This is a genomic window from Methylomonas sp. PHL2-19, from assembly GCF_059331595.1.
In genome coordinates, this window is sequence record NZ_CP196839.1 from 1,889,367 (window position 1) to 1,905,021 (window position 15,655).

A 15,655-nucleotide genomic window follows, 5' to 3' on the forward strand; every position below is an offset into this window, starting at 1 on the left:
GCCGGATTATTTGCTGATCGCGGTTTTGACTTGTTGTGCTTCTTTGGAAGCAGGAAAAGAGCTAATCAATTGCTCGCGGTATTCTTCGGATATTTTGCTGTTACCCAGCGCCCGTTCGGTTTGAAACGCGATCCACAGCGTTTCCGGGGTATGTTTAGCGACGCCCAGGTAGCGCTCCAGAAACGCCCTGGCCGACATGAACTGACCATTCTGGTAACTGATGCGTTGCATCTCCTGCAAGGCCGGCGAGTAATCGGGCTGAGATTGCAAGGCTTGGCGAAAATACTCTTCGGCGCGCTGCATGTCGTTCTGCTTAACGTAACAAACGCCCAGATTGGTTAATGCAAACCAGGGCCGGTTGTTCATTGGCGATGCCATCGAATCTTGCAGCAAGGCTATGCCTTTATCGAATTTGCCTTGCTCGCACAAGAAGCGGCCATAGTTATTCTTGATGCTGAAATTATCCGAATCTTTATTCAAGGCGGTTTGATAGCTGTCGCTGGCTGCTTCGGTTTGTTTGATGCGCTCATAGAAGACGGCCAGGGCGTTATGGGTTTCCGGGTTGCTGGAATCCAGCCGTACGGCGTTTTCCAGTTTTTCCTTGGCGACGTCGAGCATGCCCATGTCCAGATAACGCGCGCCCATTTGTAGATTGAGCTTGGCTTTTTCGGCATTGCTCATCGTCTCGCGGGTGTCCGGCAGCAGGCCGCAAGCGCCTAGCAATAGGCTCATCAGCACTAATCCGCGAGCGGCTTGCCTATTGGCCATGCGAGAGTCCTTGTGCTTGCAGTTTTAAATGTCTGCGGCTTTTATCTTGTACTTGACCGACCAATTGCCCGCAGGCTGCATCAATGTCCTCGCCGCGGGTCTTGCGAACGGTGGTGACGATGCCGGCATTATGCAGAATATCCCGAAATTTCAGGATGGCGGCGTTACTGGAGCAACGGTAAGGCGATTGCGGAAACGGATTGAACGGAATCAGATTTAGCTTGGACGGCACGGTTTTCAATAGCTTGACTAAGGTGCGCGCGTCTTCAGGGCTGTCGTTGATGCCGTCCAGCATCACGTATTCAAACGTAATATGCTTGCGCGGGCCGGTCTTGGCGTATTCGCGGCAGGCTTCCATCAATTCCTTCAGCGGATATTTGACGTTGATCGGTACGATTTGGTCGCGCAAGGCGTCGTTGGGGGCGTGCAGCGAGACCGCCACGCTGACATCGCAAACTTCGTTCAGGCGTTTCATGGCTGGCACTATGCCGGAGGTGCTGATCGTGACGCGGCGTTTGGACAAGCCATAACCGAAGTCGTCCATCATTAAATTCATTGCCGCCACGACATTATCGAAGTTCAGCAAGGGTTCGCCCATGCCCATCATCACCACGTTGGTGATGCGGCGTTCCGGTCCTAGTCTTTGTTGTGCCAGATACAGCTGGCCGATGATTTCGGCGGTGGACAGGTTGCGGTTGAAGCCTTGTTTGGCGGTCGAGCAAAAGGTGCAGGCCAACGCGCAGCCCACTTGCGAGGAGATGCACAAGGTGGCGCGGCGTTCTTCCGGGATGTAAACGGTCTCCACCCGATTGCCGCAGTGCATCTGCACCGCCCACTTGCAAGTGCCGTCGGACGCCAATTGTTCGGCGACGATTTCCGGGACTTTGATCTGGCAGTGTTCTTTTAAATGACTGCGTAGCGATTTGCTCAGGTTGGTCATCTCGTCGAAATCCGAGATGCCTTCCTGATAAATCCATTTCAACACCTGGGTGGCGCGAAACGGTTTTTCGCCGAGCTCGACAAAAAAGGCTTGCAAGCCTTTTCTGTCGAAATCCAGCAGATTAATCAATGCTGGTTTAGCGGATACGGTCGCAGAGTTCATTAGCAGAGAAGAAGTAAGCGATTTCTCTCGCGGCAGATTCCGGCGCATCGGAGCCGTGCACGGCGTTTTCGTCGATGCTGACCGCGAAGTCGGCGCGGATCGTGCCTGGCGCAGCTTCTTTCGGGTTGGTGGCACCCATCAGTTCGCGGTTTTTCAATACCGCATTTTCGCCTTCCAACACTTGGACAACGACAGGGCCTGAAGTCATGAAGCTGACCAAATCTTTGAAAAAGCCACGTTCTTTATGCTCGGCGTAAAAACCTTCGGCTTGATCTTGGGTCAGTTGCAGCATTTTGGATGCGACGATGCGCAGGCCGTTTTTTTCGAAGCGGCTGACAATTTCCCCAATCACATTTTTAGCGACTGCATCAGGCTTGATGATTGAGAAAGTACGTTCGATTGCCATTGTTTAACTCCAGTGAGGATGTTGATTGAAAAATTAATTGCGCATTATAGCGTGTCAGGCAGGACGTTGAAAAACGCCCTGCCGAATAGTGTGTTTCCGAAGTCGTTGAAGCGGCCCGGTTTGTGCTGAGCCGAGACCAAATTTTGGCTAAATGGAAATTTTATCGCTGCGGTGATCGTTGCCGTAAAACCAGTTAACCAACATCCGGGTGCCGGTGACCGCGGTAAATACCGAAGTGGCAATCCCAATCATCAAGACCAGCGCGAAACCCTTAACCGGGCCGGTGCCAAAGCCGAACAACAATACGGCGACGATGAAGTGGGTAACGTTGGAGTCGAGAATGGTGGCAAAGGCTTTTTCGTAACCGACGTATATGCTGGCCTGCCGGCTCAAGCCATTACGCAGTTCCTCGCGGATCCGTTCGTTGATCAATACGTTGGCGTCCACCGCCATGCCCACAGTCAAGACGATACCGGCCATGCCTGGCAGGGTCAGGGTGGCTTGCAACACGGACATGATGGAGATCAGCAGTACGACGTTGAACAACAAAGCAAAGTTGGCGATCAAGCCGAACGCGCGGTAATAAGCGACCATGAAAAACACGACCAGCAGGAAGCCGGCGGTAATCGACATCATGCCTTGATCGATATTTTCCTGGCCCAAACTGGGGCCGACGGTGCGTTCTTCGACGATTTCAACCGGAGCAGCCAAAGCGCCCGCTCTGAGTAATAAGGCCAAGGTGCGGGCTTCTTCAGGGCTGTCCAGGCCGGTGGTTTGGAAGCGTTTGCTGAAACTGTCACGAATGGTGGCGACGCTGATGACTTTTTCGACTTTTTCCTTATGTTGGACTTTCTCGCCGTTAACGACCCGGGTTTCGGATTTGTATTCGATGAACACCACAGCCATCGGTTTGCCGATATTTTCCTGGGTCATCTTGCCCATTTTCTTAGCACCGACGCCATCCAATGTAATGAATACCGCAGGTGAGCCGTCTTGATCCAAGCCCGATGACGCATCGGTGATTTGGTCGCCCGTAACGATAACCGCGCGTTTCAACAGTACCGGCGCGCCGTTTTTGTCTTTATATAAGCGGCTGCCGATAGGTTCGTGACCGCCCAGGGCCGATTGCACATCATGCTCCACGTCAACCAAACGGTATTCCAGTGTGGCGGTGGTGCCTAACAATTCTTTTGCGCGGGTGGTGTCTTGCACGCCGGGCAGTTGTACGACAATGCGGCTGTCGCCTTGTTGCTGAATGATAGGCTCGGCGACACCCAGTTCGTTGACCCGGTTGCGCAGCGTGGTAATGTTTTGGCCCAGCGCCGATTTCTTGATTTCGCGCAGGTTGCGTTCGGGGATGTTTAACGTAAATTCATTCGGACCGCTTTCCACTAAATCCAGACCGCGGAAGTCTTTATTGAGTACTTCTGTGGCGGCAACTCTGGATTCTTCGTTAGGCAGCACGACTTTGATGCCGCCCGCTTCCTTCGAAACGGATTGATAGCGAACTTTTGCATCGCGGAAGGCCGAGCGAATGTCGTTGGTGTAGCGTTCTTCGGCTTGTTTCAGCGCGGAGTCCATGTCAACTTCCAACAGGAAGTGCACCCCGCCGCGCAAGTCTAAGCCCAGATGCATAGGGTTTGCACCGAAAGCGCGTAGCCAAGCAGGGGTAGCGGGCGCTAAATTCAAGGCAACTGTCGCTTTACCGGCCATTTGTTCGCGCAACAGGTCTGCCGCTTTCATTTGCTCGTCGGTATTATTGAACCGCGCCAGGATTTTGCCGTCGGCAAATTCAAAGCTTTTCAACGTGAAACCTGCGTTTTTGATGCTGGCGGCGACTGCGTCAGCCTGAGACTGCTGCAATGGCGTCGGGCTAGACGAAGCCAATTGCACTGCCGGGTCGTTGCCATAAAGATTAGGCAGCGCGTAAATCGTACCGACTAACAGCACGAAAATTACTAGGATGTTTTTCCAGACAGGGAAATGATTTTGCATGGTTATTCCATTAAAAGCAGTGACAGCCAGGCTGTTGCGAATAAAAGCGGGGTATATCGCAGGGTTAAAGCAAACTTATTCTTTGGTTTTTTTGCTGTTCAAGGTTTTGTAGGTACCTTTAGGCATCATGTTGGCGATGGCGTGACGTTGGACCTGAATAAAGCTGTTGTCAGAGACTTCCAGTTTGACGAAGTTGTCGTCCAGCTCGGCCACTTTACCCAAAATACCGCCGGTGGTGACCACTTCGGCGCCTTTACCCAACGCAGCCAGCATTTGTTTTTGTTCCTTGTTGCGCTTGGATTGTGGGCGGATGAACAGGAAATAGAAAAATATCAGAATACCCAATGGGAACAGCATGCCTTCAAAGCCGGGTTGTACGGCGGAGGGCGCTGTTTGGGCCAGCGCATCGGAAATCAAGAAACTCATGGTAATCCTCTTATTGTTATCGTCGTTTTAATGGTCCGGCCGGGCGGACAGGCGCGCATTATGCCACACTAGCAGTGCTTATCACATTACGCTGTCAATTTGTCCGGTTTATGCTAGCGTTCGGCCAATCGCCTCGCCCAGTTGTACCGCTCTGCCGCTGGAGAAGTCATCGTTCCAAGCTATTTTTTCTTTACCGAACAGGACGATAATCGTCGAGCCCATATTGAATCTGCCCATTTCCATGCCTTTTTCAATAATCGGCGCGTCTTTTTCATAGCGCCAAGTCCTGGGAGCACTGATGCTCGGTGGCGTGACGACGCCGTGCCAGACGGTTTCGACGCTGGACACGAAAATTGCGCCGACCAGAATCAAAGCCATCGGACCGGCGGCCGTGTCAAAAATACAGGCTACGCGCTCGTTGCGCGCGAACAGATTCGGCACGGCGCCAACGGTAGTGTTATTCACGCTAAACAGGCGGCCGGGAATATGTACCATTTCTTTCAAAGTGCCGGTCAGCGGCATATGCAGGCGGTGGTAATCCTTGGGTGATAAGTAAATAGTGGCGAAAGAGCCATCTTCAAAGGCCTGCGCCCGTTCGGCGTCACCGCCCAGTAATTCCAAGGCGCTGTAGTCGTGGCCCTTGGCTTGAAAAATTCGGCCGTTGCTGATCGATCCGGCTTGGCTGACCGCACCGTCCGCCGGACAGGCTATGGCGTCGGCGGCGGAGTCAATCTGTCTGGCGCCGTCTATTAATTCTCGGGTAAAGAAATCATTAAAGCTGGCGTAGTGATCCAGTTCTTGAAACTTGGCTTCCTGCATATTTACCCCGTACAACTGCACGATGGATTTGATAAACAGGTTTTTCCAGGCTTTGTTTTGGCAGTGAGTCAGTTTGGACATCACCCCGGAGAGTGCGTGATGCGGCAATGCGTATTGCGGCAACACGGTAAACGTTTCTTTTAAATTCATGATTCGGAATCAGGGGTTTTGCCGCTGATGAAATACGCAAAGGCGATGACTTCGGCGACGGCAATATAAAGTTGTTGGGGGATTTCCTCACCGAGCGGGACTTGCGCCAAAATTCGCGCCAGCTCTGGCTCGTTTTGCAGTGGAACACCGTGTTTTTCGGCGATGGCCAGAATTTGCTGAGCGGTAAAACCTTCGCCTTTGGCGGTTACTTTCGGCGCATTTTTGCCATCATATTGCAGGGCGACGGCAATGTCGCTGTTGTAGAAGGTTCTGCCACTCACGTTGCTTTACGGCAGATTGACCAGTTCAGGCGCTTGCCAGCTTGGGTCGCGATGTTCGGCGATTACCGTGGTGTAAATGCCGCCACGCACATTGAATTCGGCGCGCAGGCGCATAAAATTGGGCGAAATTGCCGCGACGATATGATCCAAAATTTCGTTGGTAACAGCCTCATGAAAGGCGCCACGCTCGCGGAAAGTCCACATATACAGCTTCAAAGACTTGAGTTCCACGCATAATTTATTGGGTACATACTCCAGAACCAATTTGGCAAAGTCGGGCTGGCCGGTCATCGGGCACAAACAGGTAAATTCCGGGATGTCGATGCGAATCGTAAAGTCGCGCGCCGGCCTGGGGTTTTCGAAAGTGGTGAGGTCTGCGCTGGGTTTTGTAGTCATTACTTGATTTGGGTTGTTAGGGATTCCGGAGTGGCGAATGGGATGTCCGCCGGTTAAGTCCGGCAATATTTTACCAGCTAAGATGCGATAACGTATTAAGCATTTAAACTCAATGAGTTATCTTGTTATTTTTGCGTTGGCGGTTGTGTGTGGTTTCGGTTTTGGTTCTCCTGAATCGGCCGAAACAATTAACGGGTGGAATTGTCAACAACTTACGGCGATGATGTAAACTAGTCGTTAAGGCGAATCGTAAAAACCGTTAAGATGTAAGTCCAACTTGCAGGGGAGTCGACGATGGAAATCAACACTACATACCCAAACCCAAATTCCTTGGCTAGCCAAGGTGTATCCAAAGATCAAAAAGCCGGCGGGATTGAAGCGTTAGCCGAACGCAGAAAGGCGGCCAATTCGCAAAATCAGGCTGAGAGACCCGAGCCCAGCCCAAGTGACACGGTTAGTTTGTCACAGGAGTCTTTGAAATTGGCGCAGGCTGCCAGCGGACAAAATAGTGACAGTCAGGCCAGAATCAATAGCCCTGAGCAGGCGCAACAGGTGCTTGGAAGGTTGATCTCGGATATCCAAAACAATCCCGGTCAAGCGCAATCCGCTGTCGCCAATCGGCGGCCTAACAACTTAGGCGCATTGTTGAATTAGCTGCGGGCCTTTTTAGGCCTGGGCATAGACGACTAGAGCCAGTCTTGATGGATTGGCTCGCTTCTTCCTAATCCGTTAAAACCACGCGGTTTTCCAGAACCAAATACCTGACACGGCCATTTCGAAAGGAATTCACCGTAACAGGCTTCTCGATTAGTTTTTAGATTCCTAGAATCTTGGACTCCCACCTCGACAGGCCAGCACCGGGTGCAGTCAACAGTTTAGAGAGAACCGCTGTTACAGGCTGGGTCAAACTCTAATCGTCATCGTTAACCGCCATGCGATACCCCACCCCCACTTCGGTCAGCAAATAACGGGGCCGCGCCGGATTGACTTCCAGTTTGTGGCGCAATTGCCCCATGTAAATGCGCAGATAATGTTGATCGTGTATGTGTTCCGCACCCCAAACCTCTTGAAGCAGTTGGCGATGGGTCACGACCACCCCGGCATGACGGATTAGAATGCCGAGTAGCCTAAATTCGATAGGGGTGATGCGCACTTCGTGATCGGCAACAAATACTTTGCGCCGCGTCAGATCGACTTTTAACTGACCGGTTTCAAAAGTCTCTTGATTGCTCAGGCTGCGTGCAACCCTGCGCATTAAAGCTTGTAGCCGAGCATGCAATTCGCCGCTGCCAAAGGGTTTGGTCAAGTAATCGTCGGCCCCGGCATCCAGCGCCAAGATCTTGTTTTGTTCCTGGCTGCGCGCCGACAATATCAGAATGGGCAGGTCAGACAATTGCCGCAAGCGTCGGGTCACAGCGATCCCGTCCATGTCAGGTAAGCCCAGATCCAAGATTACCAAGTCGGGATTGGCATTGCTCAGCATCGCCAGGCCGGATTTGCCGCAGTCGGTTTCGATCATGGACCAGCCGCGAAGGCTGAGGCTGGTTTTTAGAAAACGTCGGGTTTGCGCGTCGTCTTCTATTAATAAAATTAAAGGCGCGGTAGTCATGCCAGGCCTCCAAGCGCTTCCGATTCGGCCAGTGGTGGCGGTTCGTGCAGCGGCAGTTCGATAAGAAACTCCGCGCCCTTACCGATGCGGTTTTTCACATAAATCATCCCACCATGTGCCTCGATAATCGCCTTGCACAATGCGAGTCCCAGTCCGACCCCGTTTTGTCCGGTTTCGGTGGTGCCACGATAAAACTTTTCGAAAATCCGAATTTGTTGGTTCTTGGCGATGCCCGGACCGTAATCCGCTACGGTTAAGCGGAATTGATCGCGCAGCGATACGGCCTCAATGTCAATCGGGCTGCCTGGCGACGTGTACTTAACCGCGTTTTCGATTAGATTGACCAACACCTGTTCTATCAGCACCGCATCTATCCAAACTAGCGGCAAGCTATCAGGCAGCAGGGTGCGGACCGGTCTGTCCTGTAATTGTCTATCCAAACGGTTCAGAGCACTGCCGACGATTTCCTCAATGGTGTTCCAGCTTCTGTGCAAAATGATTTGACCGCTACTTAAGCGAGCCATGTCCAGAATTTTGCCGGTCAACTCCGACATGCGTTGCGCTTCTTCCAATACCGATTGATTCAGGTCCTGGCGTTCCGGGGCTGATAATCCGGCATCATTCTCGATAGCGGTGCCGACCGCGCCGATGATGCGGGTCAAAGGCGTGCGCAAGTCATGGGATATGGAGCTTAACAGGGCGTTGCGCAAGGCTTCGGTTTCGGCTTGCAGATTGGCCTCTCGGGCCTGCGCGGCGAGTTGAAATCGTTCCAAGGTTTGCGCGATTAAATGGCAGAAGGTGTTTACTTCCGGCGTTTGTCTAGCCAATGCTTCGGTTTGTAGGACGGCTAGAACTCCTTGCGCAGCGCTAGATCCTTGCAGTGGGTAATAGCTTAATAGGGGCTGAAGTCTGGCTTCACCTGTCTCGAAGGCTTGCTGTGCCAGGGTATGGTCGAGGCTTTGCAATGAAATGGGCAATGCTTGATTCGTTTGAATTTGCAGGCCGTTTTCGGTATTGGCAATCAGCAGAACCGAATCGGTACCAAATTCATTGTCGATATGTTCGGCCGCGATACGTGCTACGGCGTTATGATCCTGTGCCGCCGCCAGGTCGCGACTCAATCGATAGAGCGCATTGGTATGCGATTCACGCTGTTTGGCTAACTCGGCTTGCATGCGCGATTTTTCAAGCAGACTGCCGGTGACATTCGCGACGATGATCATCACCGCCAAGCCGACGATATTTTCCAAGTCGCTAATCGCAAAGGAGAATATGGGGCGGGCAAAATAAAAGGCAAAAGTTGGTGCGCTGAGTAGCGATGCGACGATGGATGCGCTACGGCCGTAGCGGCTGGCGACCAGAAATACGCCCAGTAAATAAGTCATCAGGATGCTGGCCGGTCCCAACAGATCGCGCAAAGGCCAATCGATCAACGTGCAAATGAAGGGGGCGGCGACGCCCCAGGCATGGCCGAGGAAGCGCTCGCGCTTTTGCGGGGATAGCCAAGCTTCGGATAGTGTCATTGGGGCGTCGATATTAGCGCGTGGGGTGCGGTTGTTAGCCATTCGACCGGTCAGAAAGACCCGGCATTGAACAGCATATGCGTACCGATACTGGCGAAGTAAGCCAACAGGATGACCGGGCACCATTTCATGTGGCTAGCAAAGGTGTATTGCCCCTTGGCTTGCCCCATCAAACCGATGCCCGGGGCCGAGCCGATGGCCAGCAGGCTGCCGCCGACACCGAGGGTCAAGGTCAGCAACAACCATTGGCCTTGCGGAATATCCGGGTGCATGGTTAGCACGGCAAACATAAGCGTACCGTTGTCGACGAATGCCGACGATAAACCGATCATCACATTCGCCAGAGTCGGGCTGAATTGTCCGTATAACACCTGAGAAATGGCATCAAGATAGCCGATAAAGCCCAAGCCGCCAATTCCCATCATCGCGCCGTAGAAAAACAGTAAGGTATCCCATTCCAGTCGGCCCACTTTATCGAAAATATCCAGGCGCTTGGCTTCGTTAGTCATCAAGTTCACGTCGCCGCCGCCGAAAAATAGGGAAAACTCCGACTGTTGCGGACTGCTCGGTTTATCGGATTTTTGGAGATAGAAATAAAAGAATTGCAACAAGGATAGGCCTGCCATCATGCCGGCCGCCGCCGGTAATCCCAAGGCCATGTCAAAACCAACTGCCAAGCTGATGGTGGCGCCGAACAAGAACAGGATGCGCTTGGCGCCGCGCGGTAACGAAATTTGCTCGGCGTCGACGATGGGTTTGTCTTTGGGCAAGGCAAAATGCATGGCTGCCGCCGGGACTAGAAAATTGACCAGGCAAGGTACGAACAATTTAAAAAACTCGGTAAACCCCAGGATGCCATGCTGCCAAACAAACAGTGTCGATATGCCGCCCAGTGGGCTAAATGTGCCGCCGGCATTCGTGGCAATCACGATGTTCAAGCAGCCCAGCGAGACAAAACGCGGGCTGTTTTTGCCAACGGCTACCACGACAGCGCCCATCAACAAGCCAGCGGTCAAGCCGTTGACGATACAGGAAATGAGAAAAACTAAAAATCCTGTTATCCAAAATAGTCGGCGATAGCTGAGGTCTTTACTGACCAGCCAAATCTTCAGCGCATTAAAAATACCCATGTCTTCCATCGCATTCAAGTAGGTCATCGAAACCATGATGAACAGCAGCAATTCTATATAAGCCTGCAAGTTACCTTTAAATGCTGTGGTTGCCGGTAAGCTATTGCCGTGTTGTTGATACGCCAGGACGATGACAAACCAGATTAAAGTTGCCGCCAGCAGCATGGGTTTGGATTTACGCAGATTGGTTAAGTCTTCGAGCATTGCCGAGATATAGGCAACGATCATCACGACCAGTGAAAAGTAGCCAACCCAATGTTGGGTAAGGTCAAGGTGAAAGGTCTGTGGCGCTGCTGGCGTCGAATCGGCAGATACGAGGCCCGGAAAAATCAGTGATACCAATCCAAACAGATAAATGATCCGCAGCATGCGTTCTCCGGCTAACGAGATTAATTAAATGCCGCAAAATTGCTTGGTTTTCGGCAACTTTTGGCTATCTGCGGATTTTATTTTTAGCCGTGTAAAAAAGGCGTAAAGAGCGAGTGTTTGTGGGCAATGCCAAGGTATGCGCAAAGCTGGCGTCGACTGCAATATCGGGCGGTTTTCGGTTGCTGGATTTGGCAGTCTGACTTTTAGGTCGGCTTGGTCAAGCGATACCCGCAATCTGATTAAGTATTGATTTTCGAGACGAAATCCTGCTTTTGGTTTGAGGCCCTGTGTTAAGCCGATTTAAATTCCATTCGAATCGAAACGGCATTTCGACGATAATAGCGGGCTTTGTAAACGGTCTTGAGCGTCATAAATCAGGCATGAAGCTGGAAAAAATCAAACTTTCGGGTTTCAAATCCTTTGTCGATCCCACCACGATACCGATCAACGGCAATTTGACTGCGATCGTCGGTCCGAACGGTTGCGGCAAATCCAATATCATCGACGCGGTACGTTGGGTGATGGGCGAGAGCTCCGCCAAGCATTTGCGCGGCGGCAATATGGCCGACGTGATTTTCAATGGCTCGTCGGGCCGCAAGCCGGTCAGTATGGCGTCAGTCGAACTGGTATTCGACAACAGCGAGGGCAAGGCGGGTGGGGAGTATTCACAATACGCCACCATTTCCATCAAGCGCCAAGTCAGCCGCGACGGCCAATCGCTGTTCATGCTCAACGGCTCCAAATGTCGGCGTAAAGATATTACCGATCTGTTCTTGGGCACCGGTCTTGGTTCGCGCAGCTATGCGATCATCGAACAGGGCACTATTTCCCGAATGGTCGAAGCCAAGCCCGAAGATTTGCGGGTGCATATCGAGGAGGCGGCGGGTGTTTCCAAATATAAAGAGAGGCGTTCGGAAACCGAAACCCGCATGCGGCATACCCGCGAAAATCTGGAACGGTTGAACGATCTGCGCGATGAAGTTGAAAAGCAAATCAAGAATTTGGCCAAGCAGGCCGAAAAAGCCGAGAAATATACGGAACTGAAAAAGCAGGAACGCCAGTACAAACAAGAGTTGCTGGCGATGCGCTGGCAAAACTTTCAACGTTCCGCGCAGAAGCTGGAAGAAAAGCTGCAAAGTATCGCTGCCGAGCATAATCGTTTGTTTGTGTTATTGCGCGATACTGAAAAAGCCATGGAGCTGAAGCGCGGCGAACAAAAAGCCCAGCAGCAGCATCTGGATAGCACGCAAGCCGAATATTATGCCGTGGTCGCCGAAGTCAGCCGGTTGGAACAGACCATCAAGCACAATCAAAAAAGCCACGAAGAAACCCTGGTCGAAATCAATCGTTTGAAATTGCAGGCCGAGCAGGCGCAATCCGAATGCGAGCAGGACCGGCAGCAATTGGAGGAAATCCGTCAGACCTTGCTGGAAGCTGAAGAAACCATGATCGTTGCCCGCGAGCGTGAGGAAGACTTGCTGGGCATTCAGCAAGACGCGCATCTGCAAAAGCAGCAATGGCAGCAGCAGTGGGAAGCTTTTTTGGCGGAAAACGCCGGCTACCGCGAACAAGCCGAAGTACAGCGGACCAAGCTGGTGCAGCTGGAAAACCAGAATCGGCAGTTGCAGACCCGACTGGATAAATTACAGGGTGAGCGCGGTGGTTTGGCCGATACACAGTTGCAACTGGAATTAGAAACCCTGGATAGCAGTATCGAATTGATTGAAGCCGAACGCGAACAGTTGCAGCAGCAACTGGAAGTCGTGCTGCTACGCATCGCCGAACTAAGGCCGGCCATCAAACAACTTCACGACAGCCTGCACGCCAATCGCGCCGAGTTGCAGAAGGTCAACGGTAAGATCAGTTCCTTGGAATTGTTGCAGCAGCATGCGATGGGTAAGGACAAAAAGGAGTTGGGAGTCTGGCTGGAGCAGGTGGGCTTGGAGCAACAACCGCGCTTGGCCGAATTTCTCGATGCGGAAGAAGGCTGGGAAACCGCCGTGGAAACCGTACTGGGTAGTTATCTAGAGGCGATCTGTGTGGATAGCGCGGACTCAATTTTGGGTGAGCTGCAGGATTTGACCAAACAGTCCTTGGTGGTATTTGAGACACATGCAAATCTGGCTGGCGCGAGTGCCGATCCAGTGGCTTTGGCGAGTAAGCTTCGCAGCCGCTGGGACTTATCCAGTCTGTTAAGCGGAATCTATTGCGCGGAAACAATGACTCAAGCTAGGCAAATGAATTTGCAGGCGCATGAGTCGGTGGTACTTGCCGACGGCACTTGGTTGGGCAAGGACTGGATCAAAATCAGCCGGGGCAGCGACAGCAAGGCCGGGGTATTGCATAGGGAAAAAGAATTACGCGAACTGAAGCAGCGGCAAAGCGAATTGCAGATGATGATAGCCGAGGACGAAGAGCAATTGGCCAACTCCGAACACGAATTGAAGGCCGCCGAAAACAATCGAGAGCAATATCAACAAAAGGAAAAACTGCTCAGTGCCGAGTTTTCCGCTAAGAGCGCCGAGTACAGTGCGCAATCGGCGCGTTTCGAACAGCAAAAACGCCGCCTGGAGCAACTCGATCACGAGATTGAAGAAATCAGCCAGCATCTGGCGGAAAATGCCGAAAGCATTTCCGAAGCGGAAATGATCAAGCAGGACGCCGAGCAGGCCTTGGGCGATTTGGGCGACAAGAAAACCGAATTGGAGCAATTGAATCAACAGATTCAAGCGCAACAGCAAAACACCGATGCCTCGGTCGATGAAGCGCGCCGGCATTTGCACCGCTTGCATGCGCAGATCGAATCGCTGAAGTCTTCGGAAGTGCTGACCGCCAAACAGATCGAGCGTTTGCAATTACAGCATCAGCAATCGGCTGATCGAATCGCCGAGCTGGAAAACAAATTGCACTTTTCATTAGCTCCGCTCGACGACGAGAAAATGCAGTTGGAAGAGTTGTTGGAGCGCAAAGCCGAATTTGAGGACAACTTGCAGTCCGAGCGCCAGGCGCAACAAGCCAGCGAACAGACGGTCAGTCAGTTAGCCGAGCAATATTCGCAAACGCAGCGTTCCTTGGAAAAACAAAAAGAAGCCTTGGATCAGGTGCGTTTCGAGCAACAGGATAGCCGAGTCAGGCAGCAAACCATTGCCGAGCAGCTGACTGAGGTGGATGCTGATCCGGAGGTGATTCTAAGCAACCTAACCGAAGGCGCGAGCGAAACGAAGTGGAAAAATGCCGTCGACGAGCTGACTGATCAAATCGAGCGTCTGGGATCCATCAATCTGACTGCCATCGAAGAGTTCAAAACCCAATCCGAACGGATGAAATTTTTAAACGAGCAGCATGACGATTTGGTCGATGCCTTAAATACTTTGGATCAGGCCATCAGTAAGATCGACAAGGAAAGCCGCCAACGCTTTAAAGAGACTTTCGACAAGATCAATAGTGGTTTGAAAGAAAAATTTCCGCGTTTGTTCGGTGGCGGCCAGGCTTATCTGGAGTTGACCGAAGACGATTTGCTGGAAGCCGGCGTCAACATCATTGCCCGGCCGCCCGGCAAGCGCAACAGCTCGATTCATTTGTTGTCCGGCGGAGAGAAGGCGCTGACTGCGGTGGCCCTGGTGTTCTCGATTTTTGAACTGAATCCGGCGCCGTTTTGTTTGCTGGATGAAGTGGACGCGCCGCTCGACGATGCTAATGTCGTGCGCTTTTCGCAGATGGTGGAAGACATGTCGGCAACCGTACAGTTTTTGTATATTTCGCACAACAAAGTCACAATGGAAATTGCAAAACATCTGGCAGGTGTTACCATGAAGGAGCCTGGAGTATCCAGAATGGTGGCGGTTGATATTGATGAAGCAGTGAGCATGGCAGAAAGCTAATGGATAAAGAATTATTAAGAGTCGTGATTATTTTGATCGGCGTGCTGGTGATGATCGGCATGGTGTTGTGGCATTTTGTCAAGTCGTTGCGAGAAAGACGCACCCCTGACGATTATTACGACGAGGACTCTTACGACGACCGAGTGGTTGACGAGTTTTCGGTCGAGGAAGACGACGATGAAATGGATGTATTTGCGTTAGGCAACGAGTTGGTTGATGGAGATGCTCTGTTAGACGATCAAGCCATCAAGCCCAGCCCAAAACCTTCTGCCGACGCTTTGCGCAAGGATGTCGAGAAAAAACAAGCCGCGACGTTGGCTAATTCGCGGCGTTTGGAATTGCCGGCTTTGATCGAGTTCAGCATCGTTGCCCGTGCCGACCAAGGCTTTAATGGCGAAGATCTGTTCGAGGCTTTCGAACGTGTGGGCTTGCGCTATGGCAGTGTGCGGGTATTCGAGCGGGTGGATGCCAATCGCATGGTCGATTTCGCGGTCGCCAGCATGGTTGACCCCGGTACTTTCCCGGACACCGGGCTACAAGATTTTTATTGCCCCGGCATCGTGTTTTTTATGCAACCGCGCGAAGTCGATGCACCGTTGGCGGTATTCGATGATTTCATGGAAACCATCGATACGTTGGCCGACGAACTTGACGGCGTGGTCTGGGACAACCAGCGGCAGCCGCTGACTGCCGAAACCGTCGCGCAATTCAGACAAATACTGGCCAAGGCCGCCTAAAGCAGTACCTCGCGGGGGCAGGGCAGCTACCGCATTTATTCTGTAAACCTAACGAATTAACTA

At 52.2% G+C, this 15,655-nt stretch carries 14 protein-coding genes; 3 read left to right on the top strand and 11 right to left on the bottom strand.

Annotated elements, in window-relative coordinates:
- Positions 1–6: 6 nt before the first annotated feature.
- From pilW to queF, 8 genes are all read right to left on the bottom strand, one after another.
- Positions 7–768 (bottom strand): type IV pilus biogenesis/stability protein PilW, encoded by a 762-nt coding sequence (pilW, locus tag ACR02O_RS08985; protein WP_415880260.1) that lies wholly within the window; start codon positions 766–768, stop codon positions 7–9.
- Complete coding sequence (gene rlmN / locus ACR02O_RS08990) at positions 758–1,870, bottom strand: dual-specificity RNA methyltransferase RlmN (RefSeq protein WP_415880261.1); 1,113 nt, start codon at positions 1,868–1,870, stop codon at positions 758–760. The genes pilW and rlmN overlap by 11 nt, the downstream gene beginning before the upstream one ends.
- Positions 1,845–2,276 carry a nucleoside-diphosphate kinase gene (ndk, locus tag ACR02O_RS08995; protein ID WP_458136941.1) on the bottom strand — a complete coding sequence of 144 codons (432 nt, stop codon included), beginning with the start codon at positions 2,274–2,276 and terminating at the stop codon, positions 1,845–1,847. The genes rlmN and ndk overlap by 26 nt, the downstream gene beginning before the upstream one ends.
- Before the next feature lie 147 nt (positions 2,277–2,423).
- Positions 2,424–4,271, bottom strand: coding sequence for a protein translocase subunit SecD (gene secD, locus ACR02O_RS09000; RefSeq protein ID WP_415880263.1), 1,848 nt, complete (start codon positions 4,269–4,271; stop codon positions 2,424–2,426).
- Between the two features lie 75 nt (positions 4,272–4,346).
- A complete protein-coding gene (gene yajC / locus ACR02O_RS09005) occupies positions 4,347–4,697 on the bottom strand; it encodes a preprotein translocase subunit YajC (RefSeq protein WP_084153212.1) in 351 nt (116 codons plus the stop codon).
- Positions 4,698–4,805: 108 nt separating this feature from the next.
- Positions 4,806–5,666, bottom strand: coding sequence for an archaetidylserine decarboxylase (gene asd, locus ACR02O_RS09010; protein ID WP_458136942.1), 861 nt, complete (start codon positions 5,664–5,666; stop codon positions 4,806–4,808).
- A complete protein-coding gene (locus ACR02O_RS09015; protein ID WP_026603899.1) occupies positions 5,663–5,947 on the bottom strand; it encodes an EscU/YscU/HrcU family type III secretion system export apparatus switch protein in 285 nt (94 codons plus the stop codon). Before ACR02O_RS09015 ends, asd begins: the two co-directional genes overlap by 4 nt.
- Positions 5,948–5,953: 6 nt before the next feature.
- Complete coding sequence (gene queF / locus ACR02O_RS09020; protein WP_171696088.1) at positions 5,954–6,343, bottom strand: preQ(1) synthase; 390 nt, start codon at positions 6,341–6,343, stop codon at positions 5,954–5,956.
- Between the two features lie 294 nt (positions 6,344–6,637).
- Here queF and ACR02O_RS09025 point away from each other — a divergent pair, with 294 nt between their 5' ends.
- Positions 6,638–6,997 (top strand): hypothetical protein, encoded by a 360-nt coding sequence (locus ACR02O_RS09025; RefSeq protein WP_445368378.1) that lies wholly within the window; start codon positions 6,638–6,640, stop codon positions 6,995–6,997.
- A 256-nt stretch (positions 6,998–7,253) separates the two neighbouring features.
- Here the strand turns inward: ACR02O_RS09025 and ACR02O_RS09030 are convergent, their stop codons facing one another.
- The 3 genes from ACR02O_RS09030 to nhaD are packed head-to-tail and all read right to left on the bottom strand — an operon-like array spanning position 7,254 to position 10,974.
- Entirely contained in the window at positions 7,254–7,952 is a 699-nt protein-coding gene (locus ACR02O_RS09030) for a response regulator (RefSeq protein WP_458136943.1), read from the bottom strand.
- Positions 7,949–9,475 (bottom strand): DUF4118 domain-containing protein, encoded by a 1,527-nt coding sequence (locus ACR02O_RS09035; protein ID WP_494523226.1) that lies wholly within the window; start codon positions 9,473–9,475, stop codon positions 7,949–7,951. The genes ACR02O_RS09030 and ACR02O_RS09035 overlap by 4 nt, the downstream gene beginning before the upstream one ends.
- A gap of 50 nt (positions 9,476–9,525) precedes the next feature.
- Positions 9,526–10,974, bottom strand: a complete 1,449-nt coding sequence (gene nhaD / locus ACR02O_RS09040; RefSeq protein WP_494523227.1) for a sodium:proton antiporter NhaD — start codon at positions 10,972–10,974, stop codon at positions 9,526–9,528.
- A gap of 380 nt (positions 10,975–11,354) precedes the next feature.
- On the opposite strand from nhaD, the gene smc reads away from it, so the two are divergent.
- Positions 11,355–14,855 (top strand): chromosome segregation protein SMC, encoded by a 3,501-nt coding sequence (gene smc, locus ACR02O_RS09045; protein WP_494523228.1) that lies wholly within the window; start codon positions 11,355–11,357, stop codon positions 14,853–14,855.
- Entirely contained in the window at positions 14,855–15,592 is a 738-nt protein-coding gene (locus ACR02O_RS09050; protein ID WP_033155538.1) for a cell division protein ZipA C-terminal FtsZ-binding domain-containing protein, read from the top strand. The genes smc and ACR02O_RS09050 overlap by 1 nt, the downstream gene beginning before the upstream one ends.
- Positions 15,593–15,655 lie beyond the last annotated feature (63 nt).